Genomic DNA, 17,269 nt, shown 5'->3' on the forward strand with positions numbered 1-17,269 from the left:
TTCAACACAGGCGGCAGCGGGCGCGGTGAAGTCAGTTATTTCTGATGCCAGTAAGCCACTGCACGCACGAAGTCGGTATGAGCACCACGACGCTGCGTGAAGTAGTCGCTAAGCAGCTTCACCGCCTCACCTTCACCGGTCAGCCAGATAAAATACTCTTCTGCTGGCAGCGAGATCTTATCCAGTTGCGCAATCAACGGGCCCAAATTATCCACCTGCATCGTACCGCTGCCTAACCAGGTCACCTGCACGTTTGGCAAGTCTCCCAGGTAATCACGTCCGGTGTTTTCATCGGCAAACGCCAGCAGATGAATCTGCTGCGCCTGCATTTCAGCATAACGGCGCTTGAACGCGGGCAGACCGGTTTCATCGCAGACATAAATCTGGCAGGCGTAATCGACCGGTACCACGCAGGAACCCCGAGGACCCCCCATGGCGATTTGGTCACCCGGTTTCGCATCATTGGCCCAACTGCTGGCCACGCCGCCATCATGGATGTAGAAGTCGAGCGTCAGCGTATCAACGCCGTTAAAGGCCAGCGGGGTGTAATCACGCGCGGCAGGACGCACCCCGCCCGGCCAGACAATGCCTTCCTCGGTCATCTGCGGCAGAGCCAGCGCACTGCCCGCGTTTTCCGGGAAAAACACCTTGATGTGATCGTCATACGATGGCGAGTTAAAGCCCGCCAGATCGCTGCCGGTAAATTCGATACGCCAGAAAACGCCGGCGATTAAGGTTTTACTCGCCACGGTGATATGACGAAAACGCAATTCATTGCGTACGCGCTGCGGCGCACGATCGTTAGTGGTGTTTCGCAAGTGTCATCTCCTGTGGATCAGCTCAGCATAATGCCGCCGTCCACCGCAATTTGTTGTCCAGTGATAAAGTCGTTTTGGATGAGAAAGAGGTATGCGCTGGCGAGTTCATCAATTTCTGCCGTGCGCTTCAGCGGGATAATCTCAGCAAAGTGCTGACGCGTTTGCTCAACCTGCTCTTCATCCTGATGTCGCCAGAATGGCGTGACTGTCCAGGTCGGTGCAACACAGTTTACACGCGCTTTCGGTGCCAGTTCCGCTGCCAAACCTTGTGCCAGCGAAACGATGCCCTGATTGCCGACATAGCTGGCACAGGCATTCTGCGCCCGCCCACCCGTGCCCGCCGTAAAGGTTATCGATCCCCCCTCGCGGATCTTCTCGGCCGCCAGTTTGCCAATCAATACATTCGTCAGAAATTTGGAGTGAATGACTTTCTCAATCAGCGACATGTCAGCATTGAGAAAACCGCCCCCCATCGCATCACCCACCATTGAAACCAGGTGGTCGAAGGGCTTGATCTGCCCAAAGGCCTCACGCAACGCCGCGTGGTCATGCGCATCCACTGCCAGGATCGACACGTTCTCGCCCTGTTCAAGCAACAGCGACTGCGCTTGTTGCAAACGCTCTTCATTCCGACCAACCAGCATAAGTTCGGCGCCAAGTGCTGCTGCTTGCTGTGCCACCTTTAACCCAATGCCAGAGCTGCCGCCAAATACCACCAGATGCTTATTCTGCAAACTTGCCATTGTTGTGTCCTTACAATACCGCCAGCGCTTCGGCAGCCATTTCCGCAACCTGTGAGTCATTGGCACCATGCGCCCCACTCACGCCTACTGCACCCACGACTTCGCCGTTCAGCCAGAGTGGAATGCCGCCTTCCAGCGGTGTCACACCGGGCGTGGCCAGAAAACTGGGGCTGCCTGCATTAATAAACGTCTCAAACTCCTTCGATGGCGCGCGCAGTAGTGCTGCTGTACGCGCCTTACCCAGTGCAACGGTGGGACTGATGCCTATAGCCTTGTCGCTGCGATCCAGACTCACGATTTCGCCCGCACGATCCACCACTGCCACACTGATATGCCAGCCATACTCCGCGGCAGCCTCAAAGGCGGCATTAATCACCACTCGCGCCGCTGCCAATGAAATTGAGTGGTATGAGTTTGCCAGCGCGCTGCTGGCTGATGCTGATTGTTTATCCATAATTTTGCCCCGTACCGGACGTCAGAAGTCCGCGCATGAATCAAATGTTATCGAAAATCATTCTCATCTGACAGGCGTTAGAATAGTTATGATATATCTTCAGCGCAATGCCGAAAAATGCTATTGAGGTTTAGGCGTGAGAAATCGCGCCGCGACGTGAACGTGCGGCGTGGGATCGAAGTGGAGAGCTTAAATCGGGCAGAAATCAGGCTTGATGGTTGGTGCAGTTAACGAAACTGTTATCTTCCTGAGTGTGCTGCGGCAGTGGGTTATCGCCCACAATTTCGTGCTGCTGGCAGTGTGATTGATGCGGATGCAGCCCGCCTGGCGGTGAGAATGGCTCAGCCATCTGTGCACTTGCCAGCGAGGAAAACGCCACAAGCGCTGTCATGAGAAACAACGGTAGAAGTCGCATAATTTTTTCTTTTTCACTTTGAGGTTCGGAGCGAACCGGGAATGCAGGTGATTATCCAGCCTGATGTGAGGCGGCTGGAGTTTTACGCGGCCAATCAGGTTTCAATGGAGGATTTTACGCCAGTTACGGCAATGATTTTATAAAATCGTGCGGTTAATCACAGTAAACCGCACGATTTATGCATTAACAGATCGAGACTGGAATGTAGAACGTGCCTTGCAGCAGATCGGGCGTACTGTATTTCAGATCCAGCTTGAGTAGATCTTTGCCTGCACGACGGGCCACACCCAATGCAGGCAGATGGTTGTAGTAAATCTCTGCCGTAAAGGCGTTGATCTCTTCCGGCGTACCGTGCCAGTCAATCTCCGCATACAACCCGCTTTCCCCGGTCCAGTTCTGCACGTTGCGCGGCAGTACATCGGCATACTGACTTTCCAGCGCCTGGAACAGACTGATGTGCTGCTGATCGGCAGAATTGACGCCTGGGCTGAACTGGAAGCCTAACCAACCCCGGCTGACGTGCTTACCGGCAAAGGAGACAAAATCGCGCGTATGTTGCGCCACCACTTGGTTGTGATGGTCGATGTATTCGCCAAAGCGGCACTCCCACTCGATCACTTCACCACACAGCTGCAGCTCAGGCTTCTCGGCCAGACGTGCATTGACCCATGAACGCTGGGTGGAGATGCGGCTGTGGAAATCCTTCATCAGCATTTCTGGAATGCGACGATAGGCGCCAGGCGTCATGGAGAAGTGGCTTTTGAACACCCGGGTGAAATTTTGTTGGTTATCAAAGCCAAAGCGCACGGCAATATCAATGAGCGGCATACTGGTCAATTTCAGCGCCATCGCTGACATGGTCAGGCGACGTTTACGCGTATAGGACGCCAGTGTCTGGCCGGTCATCTCTTTGAACATGCGCTGCATGTGCCATTTGGAGTAACCAGATTTCAGGGTAATCAGATCGATATTAAGCTCATCGGTCAGATTTGCCTCTATCCAGTCCACCAGATCGTTGATGTACTGTTTTTTTAGATTCAGGCTGAGCATGATTTTTTTGATCGAGTGATAAAGGTGAAGGATTTGCGCGATTCGTCACATAAATATAACAAAAACGTATTACTAACGTAAGGAAGAGTAAAGGTAACGCAGCGGGAAAAGCATTAATTGCTTAGGTGACTAATGTTTAATGGTCAAATTGGGCGCGTTTAAAATGTGAAATGCCCGCCAAAAATTAGGGTTTTGCCTCAGGTCGCCTCGTAATGAACGCATTGTTGTGCAACAGGAAACCATGACCTATGCATCTGCGGTACGCTCGCCACCATACGAAACAGTAATGCTTTCGCGTTATGCCTTAACCCTTTGCGGCAAGGAATTTGCAAGTGTTTACCCGCTGTGCTTTTTTAAAGCAGCAAAGCAAACGGTTAATCAGCGAAGGAGAGGTTATGACCCGTCTTACCGCACAGGATTTTCCCCAGGAACTGCTTGAGTTGTACGACTACTACGCGCACGGCAAGATCAGCAAACGCGAGTTCATCACGCTTGCCGCCAAATTCACCATTGCCGGTATGACCGGTGTCACGTTACTCAGCGCCATGAGCCCCAACTATGCGCTGGCGCAGCAGGTGGAGTTCACCGACCCCACCATCAAACCCGAATACATTCATTACCCCTCACCGCAGGGGCATGGAGAAGTGCGTGGCTATCTGGTGCGCCCCGCCAACGCCACCGGCAAAGTGGGTGCCGTGGTGGTGGTGCACGAAAATCGCGGGTTGAACCCTTATATTGAGGATGTCGCACGCCGCGTGGCAAAAGCCGGTTATATCGCGCTGGCACCGGATGGCCTGAGTTCAGTGGGCGGCTACCCCGGCAATGACGAAGAAGGCCGCACCCTGCAGGCGAAAGTCGATCCCACTAAGCTGATGAATGATTTTTTTGCCGCTGTCGATTTTCTGATGCATCACGAAGAAGGCACCGGCAAAGTCGGCATCACCGGGTTCTGTTACGGTGGCGGTGTCGCCAACGCGGCGGCCGTAGCATTCCCCGAACTGGCCTGTGCCGTGCCCTTTTATGGCCGCCAGCCCAAAGCCGAGGATGTGCCGCGCATTAATGCCCCGCTGCTTTTGCACTACGCGGCTTTAGATAAGGGCATCAATGAGGGTTGGCCAGCGTACGAAGCGGCGCTAAAGGCTAACCATAAAACTTATGAAGCCTATGTTTATCCGGGTGTGAATCACGGCTTTCATAATGACTCGACCCCGCGCTATGACAAAGCCGCAGCCGAGCTGGCGTGGAGCCGGACGTTGGGTTGGTTTGAGAAGTATTTGCACGGGTGACGTATGTGTAGCGGCTTGATATATCAAGTATTCGTTAAGCAGAGATGTTGCTGATCAAAATGCGATAAATCGCGCCGCTATACTTAATGCTTATTAGTTAAACGACTGATGATAACGCCGTCTGGAGCCCCACGCGGGGAGGCGTGGGGCAGTTCGCGGCCGACCATGGATGGTCATCCGCGAACGGTCCGTCCGGCACGACGTGGAAGTCGAAGGCACCGCTTCAGCGGCGCGAGGACGGCCCAGAGGGGGCAGTAGTGGCGGCAGAGCCCGCACTGAAAAGACAGGCCACTTATCAATATGCAGCCTGAGTTCTTAAATGACCAACATTACGCCGCTACTCCGCGTTTTCTTTCACAATTCGATGTACATTGCTCTCCAGCCAGTCGGCAAGGCCAATCACATGGCCCTCGACCTCATGACCCAGCGGCGTCAGACGATATTCCACGTGTGGGGGCACCACCTCATAAGCCATGCGCTCAATAAATCCGTCCTCTTCCATATAACGCAGCGTTTGCGCCAGCATGCGTTCACTCACGCCACCAATCTTGCGGCGCAACTCACTAAAACGCAGCGTTTCTTCGCGCAGCGCTAATAATACCAATACGCTCCAACGGCTGGTAATGCGCTTAAGTACATCACGCGATGGGCAGTTGACGTTCAGTAACTCGCCGCGAATAAATTTTTTACTCAGCTTTTCAGACATTTAATCAGCCTTCTTCAAACTAACAAATCTGTAAGTACTTACTAAAAGTTAGTTTATCCCCTACGCTGTTTTCATACCAGCTCAAACTGAAGGAGAACATCATGATTGCGATTACCGGTGCCACTGGCCAGCTTGGCCGTTTAGTGATTAACGAGTTACTGAAAAAAGTCCCTGCCAGCGAAGTGATTGCGGCGGTGCGTTCCCCTGAGAAAGCCGCAGACCTGAAGGCATTAGGCGTGACACTGCGTACCGCGGATTACAGCAAGCCAGAAACATTGCTGAGTGCTTTTAGCGGCGTGGACAAAGTGCTGCTGATCTCCTCTAGCGAAATCGGTCAGCGTGAAGCGCAGCACAAAGCCGTGATTGATGCAGCGAAAGCGGCGGGCGTGAAGTTCATCGCTTACACCAGCCTGCTGCATGCCGATACATCACCACTTGGCTTAGGCGTTGAGCATCGCGCGACCGAAGCCCTGCTGAAAGCATCCGGTGTGCCGTTCGCCCTGCTGCGTAACGGCTGGTACACCGAAAACTACGCCGCCAGCATTGCGCCTGCTTTGGCCCATCACGCCTTTATTGGGTCTGTGGGCGAAGGTCGTATCGCTTCTGCATCACGCGAAGATTATGCCGCTGCAGCAGCAGAGGTGATCAGCCGTGACGATCAGGCAGGCAAAGTATACGAACTGGCTGGCGACGACAGCTACACGCTGGCTGAATTCAGCGCTGAGATTGCTAAACAATCTGGTGAGCAAGTGGATTACATCAACCTGCCGCCTGCCGAGTTTGAAGCGGCGCTGAAAGGTGCAGGTTTGCCTGAGGGTTTGGCTAAACTGCTGGCGGATTCCGATGCCGGTGCGGCTAAAGGCGGATTGTTTGACGACAGCCGTACGCTGAGCAAGCTGATTGGCCGCCCGACCACGCCCTTTGCGGATGTGATTAAGGCCACGTTGGCGAAGTGAGGTGCAGGTTTGATGCCCTCACCCTGACCCTCTCCCACAGGGAGAGGGGATTGATCGAGAGAGTTATCAGGCCGGCATTCTACTTAAACATCGCAACTAACTGTCCCCTCTCCCGCTTGTGGGAGAGGGCTAGGGTGAGGGCATCAGACAGCCCCCCTCCCCCGCCTCGTATGCCATCAATTGATCAATCAAAATGGCGATTTTAAACCCTGTGATGGCGATTTTCTTATTTACAGATAATTCTGCACGCTAATTTAAACCTTCATTTAAAACACCGCTTTCATTTCCTGAAATATAGTCCGTTGTAATCCCTGAAAATTCACCGAAAAACCCGATCCATCGACAAGATTTATTACGTTCATAGATATTTTGCATTGTTGTCACGCCTTGTCAGCAAGATATAATTTGGTCTTTACGCAACCGGGACTTTATCAGGAGGCCGCTATTAATACATTCAACCAGCAACGCAACGCTTTCGAGGATCGACGCGATGATGCTGAACTGGAGTATCAATACGATCCCCACGAATTTACCCGTGAAGGAATGCAGGATTCAGAACCGGAGCCAGAGCTGATTGAAGGTCTGCCCGCGCCGGATGCGCTGACGCCTGCCGATCGCTATATGGAGTTGTTCGAGCATGTACAAATGTCGCGTATATTTCCGGATGGCAAAACCTTCCCCGACTGCGCGCCAAAATTCGATCCGCTGGATATATTAATCCGCTATCGCCGCCGTAAACGCACGGCAGAATTTGATCTCGAAAAATTTGTGCATGACCATTTTTATTTACCGCAGGTGAATGAGAGTTTCTATGTTTCGAATCCGGACAAAACGCTGACGGAACATATCGATGAACTCTGGCCGGTGTTAACCAAAATGCCGCAGCAGCATTTACCGCACTCTTCATTACTGCCTCTGCCTAAGCCTTACGTGGTGCCAGGCGGACGCTTTGGTGAGACCTATTATTGGGACTCCTATTTCAGCATGCTCGGCCTCGCTGATGCCGGGCGTGACGATCTGCTGCGCGACATGGCCGATAACTTCGCGTGGCTGATTGATAACTACGGCCATGTGCCAAACGGTAACCGTACCTATTACCTCAGCCGCTCACAGCCGCCGGTGTTTGCTCTGATGGTTGAGCTGTTCGAGGAAGACGGGATTCGTGGGGCAAAACGCTATCTCGACCAGTTGATGAAGGAGTATCAATTCTGGATGGATGGCGCAGGTGAGCTGATGCCGCACCAGGCTTATCGCCATGTGGTGCGCATGCCCGACGGTTCGCTGCTGAATCGCTACTGGGATGACCGCGACACGCCACGTGATGAGTCGTGGATGGAGGATGTGGAAACCGCCAGCAAATCCAGCCGTCCGGCTAATGAGGTGTACCGCGATTTGCGAGCGGGAGCCGCCTCGGGCTGGGATTATTCGTCTCGCTGGCTGCGCGATCCGCATCGTCTGGCGAGCATTCGCACCACTCAGTTTATTCCGGTCGATCTCAATTCGTTCCTGTATAAGCTGGAGTTGATGATCTCCACGCTGTCGCATGCCAAAGGCGAAGAGTTAACCGCGCTGGCGTGGCAGAAGAAAGCCGATACGCGCAAACAAGCTATCCATCGTTATCTGTGGGACGGCACGGCAGGCGTATACCGTGATTACAACTGGCGCGATGAACGCTTTGGTGCCTTTACGGCTGCTGCGGTTGTTCCGTTGTTTCTTGGGCTGGCGACGCCGGAGCAGGCGCATCTGCAAGCCGTGGCGTTACGCCAGTTGCTGTTGACCCAGGGTGGCCTGGTGACGTCGATGGTAGAAAGCGGTGAACAGTGGGATAAACCCAACGGCTGGGCGCCGTTACAGTGGATGGCAGTTGTCGGATTGAACCATTACGGTGAAGAGACGCTGGCGACAGAGATTGCCGTTAACTGGCTCACCACGGTGAAAAATTTCTATTCACTGCATCATAAGCTGGTGGAGAAATACGACATCAGCGGCGATCGTGCCCGTCCGGGTGGCGGCGGTGAATATCCGCTGCAGGATGGGTTCGGCTGGACCAACGGCGTGACGCGTCGGTTGATGTCGATGTATGGGCATTTGCTGGCGGATTAAAAAAAGTGCGCATAAATGCGCACCTTACGTATCCGTTCTGTAAGGTCGCCATTGATGGCGACCTTTTTCATGCACGCTGCAAAAACGCCAGCAAATCGTCGTTCAGCTGATCCTGATGCGTCACCGCAAAACCGTGCGGGCCATTCTCGTAAACCTTCAACTCTGAACCCTTAATCATCTCATGCACCAGCTTCCCGGTGGCTTCAAACGGCACGATCTGGTCGTTACTGCCGTGGATCACCAGGGTAGGCACATCCACTTTGGCGATATCTGCACGGAAATCAGTCTCAGAGAAGGCGGTGACACAATCCAGAGTGCCTTTCAGTGAAGCCAACAACGCAATATTCAGCGTCTGCGTCATGACGCCATCCGAGATAGTTTGACCGGCATTGGCACCGTAGAACGGAGTGGCAAAGTCTTTGATAAACTGCGCACGGTCTTTCAACAAGCCAGCTTTAATGCCGTCAAAGACCGCTTTTTCCACCCCTTCAGGATGATCATCTGTCTTACCAAAGATCGGTGTCACCGCACCAAGCAGCACCAGCCCTTTCACTTTTGCCGTGCCGTAACGCCCGATATAGCGTGAAACATCCCCGCCGCCCATTGAAAAGCCCACCAGCGTGACGTCGTCTAACTGCAGATGTTCGATCAGTGCATGGATGTCATCAGCGAAAGTATCGTAATCGTAACCTTCCCAAGGCTGCTCTGAGCGACCAAAGCCGCGACGGTCAAAGGCAATGGCACGATAGCCACGTTCAGCCAGGAAATTCAGCTGGCTGTCCCACATATCGGCATCCAGCGGCCAACCGTGGCTGAACAATACGGGCTGACCTTTGCCCCAGTCTTTGTAGTAGAGGTTAACGCCGTCTTTTGCTTTGAATGTGCTCATGTTTTTGCTCCGTTAAGTGAGTGATGTTGTGTCTGCCAATCAAGCTACATCGAACTATCGGGAAAACCTAAAGCAGAGATTTTGACAACTTGTTCAAAGATTTTTGCCCTGTCCCGCTGTTAAAAAAGCCTGGACAAGTTGGCCGATTTTTTCCGCTATCAAGCAGACCTCGGGCTTCGTAAGGTGCAGCTATCGCACACTGACAGGAACATGATGATGAGCCAGCAACCTTCAACAGCACCGCGCGGCGGTGCCTTCTCTCCCTTCGGATACGGGCTATTCGCCCTAATCTGGACCGCCTCGGTACTGGGTAACACCGGCAGCTTTATTCGCGACGTTGCCAGCGCCTGGCTGGTGACCGGATTATCCGATAACCCCACCGCCGTGGCGTTGATGCAAACGGCGGCCACCCTGCCGGTATTTTTACTGGCGCTGCCTGCGGGCGTGCTGTCCGATATTGTTGACCGCCGCCGCCTGCTGATTGTGGTGCAGCTGCTGATGGCCAGCGTCAGCGGGACCTTGCTGCTGCTCTCCCACAACAACTGGCTCACCGTGGAGTGGCTGATCGGCCTGACCTTCGTTGGCGGCATCGGCGCGGCGCTGTTTGGCCCTGCATGGCAGGCGATTGTGCCGGAACTGGTACCACGCCATGAGCTGAAAAACGCTGTGGCGCTTAACTCGTTGGGCATCAATATTGCCCGCGCGATCGGCCCCGCGACCGGCGGTTTACTGCTGGCAAGTTTAGGCGCAATGGCGGCCTACGGCGCCGACGTGGCGAGTTATTTTTTCGTTATAGCCGCTCTGCTGTATTGGAAACGTCCGGCGAAAGCGAAAACCGAACTGAATGAGCATTTCTTTGGTGCCTTCCGCGCAGGCCTGCGCTATGTGAAAGCCAGCCGTGAGCTGCACCGCGTTCTGCTACGCGCAGCACTGTACTTCGCCTTTGCCAGTGCTATCTGGGCGCTGCTGCCGTTAGTGGCACGCACCATGCTGCACGGTACCGCCGGATTTTATGGATTGCTGTTGGGTGCGGTCGGTGGCGGTGCGATTGCCGGTGCGCTGTTGCTGCCACGTTTGCGTAGCACGCTGAGCAACGATGGCCTAATGCTGCTCTCTGCGGTGTTGAGTGCGCTGGTGATGCTGGCGCTGGCCATGAGCCCGCCGCAGTGGCTGGCACTGCTGTTGATGCTGGTGTTGGGCGTGGGCTGGATTATCGCGCTCACCACCCTGAACGGTGTGGCACAGGCGGTATTGCCCGACTGGGTGCGCGGCCGTGGCTTGGCAGTCTATCTGATGGTGTTCAACGGCACGCTGGCGGGCGGGAGTCTGGCCTGGGGCCTGATTGCTCAGCAGCTGGGTCTCGCAACGACCTTGCTGATTGCCGGTGCAGGTCTGGTGATCAGTGGCCTGTTACTTAAACGTCTGGCACTGCCCGCTGGAGAAGCAGATCTGCAACCGGCACAGCACTGGGCCGATCCGGTGGTGCATGAAGAGGTGGATGTGCGTCATGGTCCCGTATTGATCCAGATTCGCTACCGCGTACCACAGGAAGACCGCGCAGCGTTCAAACGCGCTATCCACAAGCTGGCGCAGTCTCGTCGTCGCGATGGTGCCTATTCGTGGGGATTGATGGAGCAAACCGATGACCCGACAGCCTTGTTAGAGTGGTTTATGGTCGAGTCATGGCAGGAGCATATGCGTCAGCACCAGCGTGTGTCTCACGCTGATGCCGAACTACAGCAAGCGGTACTGCAATTCCATCAGGGTGATGATGCCCCGCAGGTCAGCCATCATATTGCGATTTAACGTTGCGATCGCGCGGCGATAACGTCACGGTCGCCATAAATGGCGCCCCTACATCGTAGGGTGCGCATTTATGCGCATCAAGAAACGCCATCACGCCGGAGAATAGATCTCCTGCAGGCCCGGCAGCGCGAGTAAATGCTCGCGCCACCAAATAGCCGCATTACCCGAAGCGCTCTCATTCCACGCCAGATACGCCATATCACGACGGCACTCGCTATCCAGCTGACGCGCCACCAGCGCTCCACTCTCCAGATGCGGTTTTGCCAAATACAGCGGCAAATAGCCGCAGCCTAAACCATCCAGCTGCGCCTGCAATTTCGCGGGGAAGTCATGCACGCTCAAGGTTTTCTGCTCATCCAGCACGCGCAAATCAATCCCTGCACCGTGACGTGAGGAGTCATGAACGGTAACCGCTCGATACTGGCGGATTTGCTCACGCAGCAGCGGTTCCGGCGCGGAGGCGAGTGGATGTTCCGGTGCCACGGCGAAAACATACTCCAGCCAGCCCAACGGTTGGCAGACAATCTCTTTGCGCGTGGCGGGCTCTTGCACCGCGCCAAAGACAATGTCCGCATCGCCGTAGTTGAGCGCTTCCCAGCAGCCGGAAAGCACATCCTGACGGAACTGCAGTTGGGTATGCGGATGCTCCTGATAGAACTGATCGATCAGCGGCGTGAGAATACGAAAAGGCAGTGAAGCATCGACGCTGATCACCAACTGACTTTCCCAGCCACTTTCTACATAACGCGCCTGCTGTTCTAACTCATTCACCGCACGCAGCAGAGTGCGGCCCTTTTCCAGCATCAGCCGCCCCGTCGGGGTAAATGTGGCACGATGGCCAGAGCGATCGAGCAGCGTGATTTTGAGATCGCTCTCCATCTTCTGCACGGTATAGCTCAACGCAGACGCGGTTTTAAACAGACGTGCAGCTGCCGCAGCAAAGGTGCCATGGCGATCCAGCGCATCCAAAATCAGCAATGCCTCAAGATTTAAACGCATTCCCTACCCTCCCCAAAAATTGTTGAACAACAACCCAAAATCTATCCGTTATCAATAAACGCTCTCATTTCGTATTTTTTTACTCAACGACGCAAGCACTTTCACCAGCAGTAACTTAAGGAACAACCTATGAATTATTCACAGCAGGCCAACCATGTGACGCTGGTGATTACCCACAGCATCCTGCCTGAAAAGCAAGCCAGCTATGAGCAGTGGCTCGACACCATCATGCCGCAGGCCGCGAGCTTTCAGGGGCACCTGGGTGTGAATGTGCTGCGTCCGGTACACGGCGATAACGCCTACACCGTGCTGATTCGTTTTACCGGGCTGGATGAGCTGTACGCCTGGCTGAAATCAGACCAGCGCAAAAGCCTGATCAAAGATCTGCCAACTATGCTGGCGCAGCCGGAACATATTGAGGTACGTCCCGGCGCAGCGTTCTGGTTTACCCCGACGCAAAAAGGCCAGGTCAAACCCGCGAAATGGAAACAATACTTACTGACGCTGGGGGTGATTTTTCCGTCTACCAATCTGGTGCCGTGGTTCTGGAACCAGGTTTTGCCTGCCGCCCACGGCACGCTGTGGGGCCACTTGCTGAATGATGCCAGCGTGGTGGCACTGGTGGTGTTCTTATGGATGCCTGTCGTAACACGAGTTTTAAAACAGTGGCTAATTGGCCGCAACGCGTAATCTAACTGGAGAAGAGATGATGACAACGGCCTCACTGATTTTTACCAACGGCAAATTCCACACCGTGGATCGTGCTAACCCGTTTGCCAGCGCAGTGGCGATCAAAGACGGCAAGTTCCTGGCCGTGGGCAGCGAAGCGGAAGTGATGCGCTTTGCAGGCAGCGATACTCAGATTATTGATGCCAAAGGCAGTACCGGCATTCCGGGCCTCAACGATTCACACCTGCACCTGATTCGTGGCGGCCTGAACTACAACCTTGAGCTGCGCTGGGAAGGTGTTCCTTCGTTAGCGGATGCATTGCGCATGTTGCGTGAACAGGCACTGCGTACCCCTTCACCACAATGGGTGCGCGTCGTCGGCGGTTGGAGCGAGTTCCAGTTTGCTGAACGCCGTATGCCGACGCTGGATGAGATCAACGCCGCAGCGCCAGATACGCCAGTCTTCATCCTGCACCTGTATGACCGCGCCTTACTTAACCGCGCCGCACTGCGCGTGGTGGGTTACACCAAAGACACACCTAACCCTCCGGGCGGTGAGATCCAGCGCGACAGCAATGGCAATCCGACCGGGATGCTGATTGCGCGCCCCAACGCCATGCTGCTGTATGCGACGCTGGCGAAAGGCCCGAAACTGCCGCTGGAACAGCAGGTCAACTCTACACGCCAGTTTATGCGTGAGCTGAACCGCCTCGGCCTGACCAGTGCCATCGATGCGGGCGGCGGCTTCCAGAATTATCCCGATGATTACGATGTGATTTCAGAGCTGCATGCCAAAAAGCAGCTTACGGTGCGTATCGCCTATAACCTTTTCACGCAGAACCCCGGCCACGAGCTGGAAGATTTTGAGAAGTGGACCGATATGCTGAAACCGGGCCAGGGCACCGACTTCCTGCGCCACAACGGCGCGGGCGAAATGCTGGTGTTCTCGGCGGCCGATTTCGAAGACTTCCTTGAACCGCGCCCTGATTTGGCACCAGGCATGGAAGATGAGCTGGAGCGCGTGGTGCGCCATCTGGTCGAGCATCGCTGGCCGTTCCGCCTGCATGCCACCTATAACGAATCGATCAGTCGTATGTTGGATGTGTTCGAGAAAGTAAACCGCGACATTCCGTTTAACGGCCTGCACTGGTTCTTTGACCATGCCGAAACCATTACCGAAGCCAACATCGAACGCGTTAAGGCGCTGGGCGGCGGCCTGGCGGTACAGCATCGCATGGCGTTCCAGGGTGAATACTTTGTTGATCGCTATGGCAAAGAGGCGGCTAAACAGACTCCACCGGTGGCACGTATGCTGGATGCCGATGTCCCGGTCGGTTTAGGGACCGATGCCACACGCGTGGCCAGTTATAACCCGTGGACCGCGCTGTACTGGCTGGTTTCTGGGCGCACCGTGGGCGGGATGCAGTTGTATGATGACAATGCCCGTATTGACCGCGAAACCGCGCTGATGCTGTGGACCAAAGGTAGCGCCTGGTTCTCCAGCGAGCAGAATGCCAAAGGCGAGATTAAAGTCGGACAGTTAGCGGATTTGGTGCTGCTGTCGAAAGATTTCTTCAGCGTGCCGGAAGAGGAGATTAAAGGTATCGAGTCGGTGTTGACGCTGGTCGATGGCGAAATCGTGTATGCCGCTGGCGGCTTCTCTCCGCTGTCGCCACCGCCGGTGCCGGTCTTGCCTGAGTGGTCACCGGTCGTCACCGTGCCGGGCCACTACCGCAGCGCCCCACCGCAAGCTAATGGCCGCGCCGCGATGATGCCTAAAGTACACCAGTGCAGCGGCCCCTGTGGCGTGCACAGCCACTCACACGATGTGGCGCGTCAGTCTTCAGTGCCGGTGTCGGATAACAACGCGTTCTGGGGTGCGCTGGGCTGTTCTTGCTTTGCGTTTTGAGTGAGACGCGGGGTGATGCCGTCACCCCGCCAACCCAAACCCCTGTTTGCCATTCTTCTTAATCTGGTACATCGCTTCATCGGCGCGTGTCAGCGCCTCATCAAAACTATAATGTGGCTGCACCGCCGCCACGCCAATTGACGCGCCAATCTGCGCATGACCGTTATCCACATCAAACGGCGTCAGCGCCGCATCCAGCACCGCCTGCATCATGATGCGTACTTTCGGGAAGTCGATCAGGAACGGCATCAACAGCACAAACTCATCACCGCCCAATCGCCCCACCACCACATTTGGCGGTACCTGCTCGCTGATGCGCTGGCTGAGCTGAATCAATACCTCATCGCCACTGCGATGGCCCAGCGTGTCATTAACGTGCTTGAAGTTATCGAGATCGATAAAGGCCACACACAGCGGCCCCTGCGCTTTCATTTTGCTGAAATGCGTGTGCAAGGCATGGCGGTTGGTCAGGCCCGTCAGCGGATCGTGGTTAGCCAAAGAAGAGAGCTGTGCTTCGTAGTTCTTCTCTTTGGTCATATCGATGTGCGTACCGGTGACTTTAAGTGGATTGCCCTCTTCGTCCCATTCACTGACGCGCCCGCGATCCAGCACCCAGGTAATTTTGTCATTCTTACCCAGCATGCGATGCAGCGCTTCATAGTAAGGTGCGCGCCCTTCTATATGATCGTAAAAGGCTTTCAACACCTCATCCGCATCGTCGGGGTGCAGGCGTTCACGCCAGACCTCAAATTGCGCTTTGGTCTCTTTGGGTTGGAAGCCCAGCATGGAGCCCCAGCGACGATTAAAAATCACCAGCTTGCCGCTGGGAATATCCAGCTGCCACAAACATAAACCGGTTCCATCCAGCGCCGCACTCAGCTTATTACGCGCGTCATGCGCTATGCGCTTTAAGCGCGCATTATGCTTTTTCAGGTTCTGAATCTGCTGACGCAGCGCTTCTTCGGACATGATGGATGACGGAGAGGAAATAAAAGCTATTTTGCCTGCCAGGAAGTTTCTGTAAATAAAACAAATGAAAAGCCGATTAGCAGCGGCAAATTGCGCCGACCTCAGAGGTTACGGCGAAATAATCCCTATAAATCAGTGAACAAAACTTTCTTTATGGTGAGATGGCAGTCGAACTGCACATCATCCAAGGAAAAACGGCTTATCGAGGGAGAAATGATGATCTGTGACGCGGATCAAGCGATATTCGGTGCACGGTGCTGTCATCATGTTTACTAGAATGGTAGTTTAACAGTTATCGCAGCAACACGATAACGGTGGATGAGATTATGCAACTGACAATGCGTTGGTTTGGTCCGAAAGAAGACAAAGTTTCGCTGGAATATATTCGCCAGGTGCCGGGCGTACGCGGCGTGGTGGGCGCACTCTATGATGTGCCCGTCGGGGAAACCTGGCCGAAGGACAAGATTAAAGCGCTGGTTGATCAGGTGCATGGTGCAGGTCTGACCGTCGAAGTGATCGAAAGCGTTAACATTCACGATGACATCAAGATCGGCCTGCCAAGCCGCGATCAGTACATCGAGAACTATAAGCAGAGCATCCGTAACCTCGCTGAAGTGGGCGTGAAAGTCATCTGCTACAACTTCATGCCGGTGTTTGACTGGATGAAGACCGACATGAACTATGTGTTGCCGGATGGCTCACTCACCATGGCGTTCGAGAAGAAAGGCATCGATAAAAGCCTCGACGAAGTGGTGCAAGAAGTGTTGGGCAACTCCAACGGTTTCGCCCTGCCAGGCTGGGAGCCTGAGCGTCTGGCGAAAGTGCAGGATCTGTTTGCGCAATATAAAGATGTTGATGACGCGAAGCTGCGTGAAAACCTGGCTTACTTCCTCAAAGCAGTTATACCGGTGTGTGAGGAAGTGGGCGTGAAGATGGCGATCCATCCTGACGATCCACCGTATTCGATCTTCGGTCTGCCGCGCATTGTGAAAAACCGCGAAGATCTGGATTGGATCTGTAACGTGGTGGATTCCGAGGCCAACGGTATTACGCTGTGTACCGGTTCGATTGCGGAAGATCCGCAGAACGATGTGTATGGCATCCTGGCGGAGTTCTCCCGCCGCAAACGCATTCCGTTTGCCCATGTGCGTAACATCAAGATTATTCAGGATAAAGATTTCTACGAGTGCGCGCATCCAACTGAATACGGCTCGCTGGATATGTATAAAGTGCTGCAGTCGATGTATGACAATGGCTTTGATGGCTACATCCGTTCAGATCACGGCCGCTTTATCTGGGGCGAGACGGGCCGTCCGGGTTATGGCCTGTATGACCGTGCGCTGGGTACCACCTATCTGATGGGATTGTGGGAAGCGTTGGGTAAGCGCTGATAGCAGCCAGGTGCGCATAAAGGTACAACCGGGCACATGGGTAACAGATCAGACCGGGCACATAGGTAACACTTTTGTGCTCAGTCGATTCGAATAATACTTTTTT

The 17,269-nt window shown here is 54.5% G+C and carries 16 protein-coding genes; 7 read left to right on the forward strand and 9 right to left on the reverse strand.

Annotated features, from left to right (window positions below; all coding sequences use genetic code 11):
* Positions 1–35: 35 nt before the first annotated feature.
* The 5 genes from ACPUC8_RS13685 to ACPUC8_RS13705 all read right to left on the reverse strand — a co-directional run bounded on the left by ACPUC8_RS13685 (position 36) and on the right by ACPUC8_RS13705 (position 3,480).
* The gene (locus ACPUC8_RS13685) at positions 36–818 is read right to left on the reverse strand and encodes a siderophore-interacting protein (RefSeq protein WP_494926524.1); all 783 of its coding nucleotides are present in this window, start codon (positions 816–818) and stop codon (positions 36–38) included.
* Positions 819–835: 17 nt separating this feature from the next.
* A complete protein-coding gene (locus tag ACPUC8_RS13690; RefSeq protein WP_494926525.1) occupies positions 836–1,561 on the reverse strand; it encodes an SDR family NAD(P)-dependent oxidoreductase in 726 nt (241 codons plus the stop codon).
* A gap of 10 nt (positions 1,562–1,571) precedes the next feature.
* Entirely contained in the window at positions 1,572–2,015 is a 444-nt protein-coding gene (locus tag ACPUC8_RS13695) for a GlcG/HbpS family heme-binding protein (RefSeq protein WP_494926526.1), read from the reverse strand.
* Between the two features lie 205 nt (positions 2,016–2,220).
* Positions 2,221–2,406 (reverse strand): hypothetical protein, encoded by a 186-nt coding sequence (locus tag ACPUC8_RS13700; RefSeq protein ID WP_283227206.1) that lies wholly within the window; start codon positions 2,404–2,406, stop codon positions 2,221–2,223.
* A 207-nt stretch (positions 2,407–2,613) separates the two neighbouring features.
* Positions 2,614–3,480, reverse strand: a complete 867-nt coding sequence (locus tag ACPUC8_RS13705; RefSeq protein WP_039327187.1) for a helix-turn-helix domain-containing protein — start codon at positions 3,478–3,480, stop codon at positions 2,614–2,616.
* Positions 3,481–3,875: 395 nt separating this feature from the next.
* Between ACPUC8_RS13705 and yghX the strand changes: the two genes are divergently transcribed.
* A complete protein-coding gene (yghX, locus tag ACPUC8_RS13710; protein WP_494926527.1) occupies positions 3,876–4,766 on the forward strand; it encodes a YghX family hydrolase in 891 nt (296 codons plus the stop codon).
* A gap of 337 nt (positions 4,767–5,103) precedes the next feature.
* Here yghX and ACPUC8_RS13715 read toward each other — a convergent pair whose 3' ends face one another.
* The gene (locus ACPUC8_RS13715; protein ID WP_039327183.1) at positions 5,104–5,472 is read right to left on the reverse strand and encodes a winged helix-turn-helix transcriptional regulator; all 369 of its coding nucleotides are present in this window, start codon (positions 5,470–5,472) and stop codon (positions 5,104–5,106) included.
* Between the two features lie 101 nt (positions 5,473–5,573).
* Between ACPUC8_RS13715 and ACPUC8_RS13720 the strand changes: the two genes are divergently transcribed.
* Complete coding sequence (locus ACPUC8_RS13720) at positions 5,574–6,428, forward strand: SDR family oxidoreductase (RefSeq protein ID WP_494926528.1); 855 nt, start codon at positions 5,574–5,576, stop codon at positions 6,426–6,428.
* A gap of 444 nt (positions 6,429–6,872) precedes the next feature.
* Positions 6,873–8,531 carry an alpha,alpha-trehalase TreF gene (gene treF, locus ACPUC8_RS13725; protein ID WP_494926532.1) on the forward strand — a complete coding sequence of 553 codons (1,659 nt, stop codon included), beginning with the start codon at positions 6,873–6,875 and terminating at the stop codon, positions 8,529–8,531.
* 67 nt (positions 8,532–8,598) lie between these two features.
* Here the strand turns inward: treF and ACPUC8_RS13730 are convergent, their stop codons facing one another.
* Positions 8,599–9,420 carry an alpha/beta fold hydrolase gene (locus ACPUC8_RS13730; RefSeq protein ID WP_039327176.1) on the reverse strand — a complete coding sequence of 274 codons (822 nt, stop codon included), beginning with the start codon at positions 9,418–9,420 and terminating at the stop codon, positions 8,599–8,601.
* A 216-nt stretch (positions 9,421–9,636) separates the two neighbouring features.
* Here ACPUC8_RS13730 and ACPUC8_RS13735 point away from each other — a divergent pair, with 216 nt between their 5' ends.
* Positions 9,637–11,226, forward strand: coding sequence for an MFS transporter (locus ACPUC8_RS13735; protein WP_494926529.1), 1,590 nt, complete (start codon positions 9,637–9,639; stop codon positions 11,224–11,226).
* 90 nt (positions 11,227–11,316) lie between these two features.
* On the opposite strand, the gene ACPUC8_RS13740 is transcribed toward ACPUC8_RS13735, so the two are convergent.
* Positions 11,317–12,225: a LysR family transcriptional regulator gene (locus tag ACPUC8_RS13740; RefSeq protein WP_039327171.1), complete on the reverse strand. Its 909-nt coding sequence runs from the start codon at positions 12,223–12,225 to the stop codon at positions 11,317–11,319.
* A 129-nt stretch (positions 12,226–12,354) separates the two neighbouring features.
* Between ACPUC8_RS13740 and ACPUC8_RS13745 the strand changes: the two genes are divergently transcribed.
* Positions 12,355–12,915: an antibiotic biosynthesis monooxygenase gene (locus ACPUC8_RS13745; protein ID WP_039327170.1), complete on the forward strand. Its 561-nt coding sequence runs from the start codon at positions 12,355–12,357 to the stop codon at positions 12,913–12,915.
* Between the two features lie 19 nt (positions 12,916–12,934).
* A complete protein-coding gene (locus ACPUC8_RS13750) occupies positions 12,935–14,803 on the forward strand; it encodes an amidohydrolase (protein WP_418903647.1) in 1,869 nt (622 codons plus the stop codon).
* Positions 14,804–14,824: 21 nt separating this feature from the next.
* Here ACPUC8_RS13750 and ACPUC8_RS13755 read toward each other — a convergent pair whose 3' ends face one another.
* Complete coding sequence (locus ACPUC8_RS13755; RefSeq protein WP_039327165.1) at positions 14,825–15,772, reverse strand: sensor domain-containing diguanylate cyclase; 948 nt, start codon at positions 15,770–15,772, stop codon at positions 14,825–14,827.
* 326 nt (positions 15,773–16,098) lie between these two features.
* On the opposite strand from ACPUC8_RS13755, the gene uxuA reads away from it, so the two are divergent.
* A complete protein-coding gene (gene uxuA / locus ACPUC8_RS13760; RefSeq protein WP_039327161.1) occupies positions 16,099–17,163 on the forward strand; it encodes a mannonate dehydratase in 1,065 nt (354 codons plus the stop codon).
* Positions 17,164–17,269: the final 106 nt, after the last annotated feature.

The sequence above is a fragment of the Pantoea sp. CFCC18177 genome, assembly GCF_059412425.1.